Annotated in this window: 3 protein-coding genes, 3 tRNA genes and 1 pseudogene; 3 read left to right on the top strand and 4 right to left on the bottom strand. The window is 40.6% G+C overall.

The window, feature by feature from the left end; genetic code table 11:
* Positions 1–66: 66 nt before the first annotated feature.
* The 3 genes from HMPREF2865_RS01605 (at position 67) to HMPREF2865_RS01600 (ending at position 339) form a co-directional block, all read left to right on the top strand.
* A tRNA-Cys gene (locus HMPREF2865_RS01605) sits at positions 67–140 on the top strand.
* A gap of 10 nt (positions 141–150) precedes the next feature.
* Positions 151–228 (top strand) — tRNA-Cys (locus HMPREF2865_RS12105).
* 21 nt (positions 229–249) lie between these two features.
* A tRNA-Leu gene (locus HMPREF2865_RS01600) sits at positions 250–339 on the top strand.
* A 185-nt stretch (positions 340–524) separates the two neighbouring features.
* On the opposite strand, the gene HMPREF2865_RS01595 is transcribed toward HMPREF2865_RS01600, so the two are convergent.
* The 4 genes and pseudogenes from HMPREF2865_RS01595 to HMPREF2865_RS12310 form a co-directional block, all read right to left on the bottom strand.
* Positions 525–878 carry a site-specific integrase gene (locus HMPREF2865_RS01595; RefSeq protein WP_283120623.1) on the bottom strand — a complete coding sequence of 118 codons (354 nt, stop codon included), beginning with the start codon at positions 876–878 and terminating at the stop codon, positions 525–527.
* Between the two features lie 250 nt (positions 879–1128).
* Complete coding sequence (locus HMPREF2865_RS01590) at positions 1129–1755, bottom strand: hypothetical protein (protein WP_070645221.1); 627 nt, start codon at positions 1753–1755, stop codon at positions 1129–1131.
* A 158-nt stretch (positions 1756–1913) separates the two neighbouring features.
* Complete coding sequence (locus HMPREF2865_RS01585; protein ID WP_070645219.1) at positions 1914–2408, bottom strand: contact-dependent growth inhibition system immunity protein; 495 nt, start codon at positions 2406–2408, stop codon at positions 1914–1916.
* Between the two features lie 75 nt (positions 2409–2483).
* Positions 2484–2695, bottom strand: a pseudogene (locus tag HMPREF2865_RS12310) (hypothetical protein); the annotation flags it as partial.

Here is a 2695-nt window from a genome sequence, read left to right as displayed (position 1 = left end):
TCGCGAGTTCGAGACTCGTTTCCCGCTCCAGTTTCAATACTACATACACTCCAAAGTAGTTTATTTGGCGAGATAGCAAAGTGGTTATGCAGCGGATTGCAAATCCGTCTACGCCGGTTCGATTCCGACTCTCGCCTCCATCCATTTCATGGCGGGGTGGCAGAGTGTTTATGCTATAAGGGGTGCAACCCTTATATAGGCCGGTTCAAATCCGCGCCCCCGCCTCCAATCTATCAATTTATTGTCTACGCCCGGGTGGTGAAATAGGTAGACACAACGGACTTAAAATCCGTCGGCCCTAAACCGGCCGTGCCGGTTCGATTCCGGCTCCGGGCACCAATAAATATCTGAACTTATTGAAAAACCTAAGATTCTAAATTTCTAATTGACAGCTTATTTGTAAGTCTGTCTTTTTTGTTTGTGCCTGATTTATGTCTAACTTGCGCTTGCGCCATTTGTGTCAAATGTGACAAGCTCGTGTAAAACTTGAGCATGTTGATGAAGATGCTCAGGAGCCAAATGTGCTATCTCTGCACCATCCTTAACGTCTTCCAACCACCCATTTCTTGCAACACTCTCAATGGTACGCCACCTTGAACTAACCAATTTGCCCAAGTGTGCCTTAAATCGTGCCAAATAAAATCTTCTATTTCTGCCAGTTCTAACGTCTTCTTCCAATATCGGCTGTTAATGCCGCTAATTGGTTTATTCCACTTATTCACAAAAACAAATTTCTTATGCTTGCCTATCTGTCGCTTTAATACTTCAACAGCAGTATCATTCAAAGCAACACCCAGTGCATTTCCAGCTTTCATTTCATCAGGATGATACCAACAGACCTTCCTATCTAAATCAACCTGATTCCATGTCAAACCCAAACCATTTGCCTGTCGCAAGCCGGTATTTACACTAAATAATTAATTATCATATCAATACTCAAAATTGAAAATGTTTGAAGGTAGTAAAATTGACTTTTCCTCCTTTTTATATTTGCCTATCAATATACCTTTTTGGACAACTACGCTTTATGGCCCGCTGGCTCGATGGCATTAAACAAAGGCCGTCTGAAACGGTTTTTCTATTTTCAGACGGCCTTTTGAATTCATACAAACTATGGCTTGCTTATCTTTATAATTGTCTAAATTTCCAATAATCCCGTCCTTCAATTTTCCAATAACAAAATTCGTCTGGTATTAAATACCCAAAATCCATCGCCTTTGAAAACCAGCCGTCATAAACATAATCTTCATGACATCTGTCCCAATCCATATGTAAGTACACTTCAGTGTCAAAATTGACATAGAATAAAGGCAGCCTCGAGGAAATCTGATTGATTTTTAAGAAATCACTTTGCTGGCCAGAGTCTGAGATAGGATCATTGTACGACAGCTTGTTCTCGACAACGGAATATAACCTTACCGCTTCATCAGAAGTAAACCCCTGTAACATCAGTGCCTTCAATTCGTCTTTTTCCAATACGGCAACCGAATCTGATTGAAGATAACTTTCAAAATTGTCCTTAGTTAACTGCCAGATACCATTACGGTAATTTTTATAATCATAATTATATTGTTCTTTTGTTATAATTCCTTCTCTTAGATAAATATCAAAAGATATTTTTGCGTTTAATTCAAAATTTTCCTTATAATCAATCAAATAATATATCTTTTTCTTATAGACAAAAATAGATATGCATTGAGTATATTGAAAGATGGCATTTAATAATTCAGATTTAAATTTCTCAATTTTTTCCATATTTGACAAATTCCTTAATAACTTTATCTTCAGCAAGACGTAGCCCGCATTAAACCTGTGCAGGTAAGGTGTGCGCGGTACGCACGCACGCGAGCTTGAGTCTAATAAAAAAGTCGTCTGAAACATTTTTCCGGCTTTCAGACGACTTTTGCCAAATATTATCGGCAGCGGCTCAATGCCAACTTTAAACCTGCTCCGATTTCTTCAGGACTGTTATCCAATGATAAAATTACATTGTCTGCATCAATGGCATCCCACGCTTCCAGCTTGACATGGCGGCTCGGGCTGATTTTCAGGCAGCCGTTGTGCAGCCAAATATCCCCGCTCATCATGTTTTTAAATAGGGCACGTCTGGTTTTATAGCCCAAGTTCCCGCATAGGTTGGCAACCCAATCCTCATAGCGTTGCCGAATTTTTTCGGTATCAAAAAAATCTTGGTCTTCTGGACTGTCATAAACGAAAGTCCTGCTGTTTGCCAACGCTTGCAAGACCGTCGTGCCTAAAGTTCCATTGTCGGTATCCAACGGCAGGATATGAGGGGGATATAGGTGGTCTGGAGCATATCGCCCAAATCCTGACCATGTTTGAATAATCAAGGCTCTTTCATTTGCCTTATAGCCAGCCCAATAATCTTGTTCTTGATTAAAAGTCATTTATTTGATCTCCGTAATTTTGACTGTAATGTTTCGATTTTTGCCATACTCTACCACACGTTGCAACTGCAATCTTTACTCCTTATTAGTTTGTGCGGGTATGGCCAGATGGATTTCGCGCTGTTTGATCATGTCGGCCCTTAATGTCATACCCGAAAGGCTATGACGTTCAAAATTTGCCGTCTTAGAGTTGTCTTTACACTGCTGCGGATAATGGTTTTGCTGGCCGTGCTGCCGATATGGGTGTGGCGGTGGGTTGCTTTTGTCTGATTGCTGTGGTGGCTTGT

This window comes from Neisseria sp. HMSC073G10 (assembly GCF_001812605.1).
GTDB lineage: Bacteria > Pseudomonadota > Gammaproteobacteria > Burkholderiales > Neisseriaceae > Neisseria > Neisseria subflava_A.
Note: the sequence above shows the minus strand (reverse complement) of the source record. Positions and strands in the feature narration are given on the sequence as shown.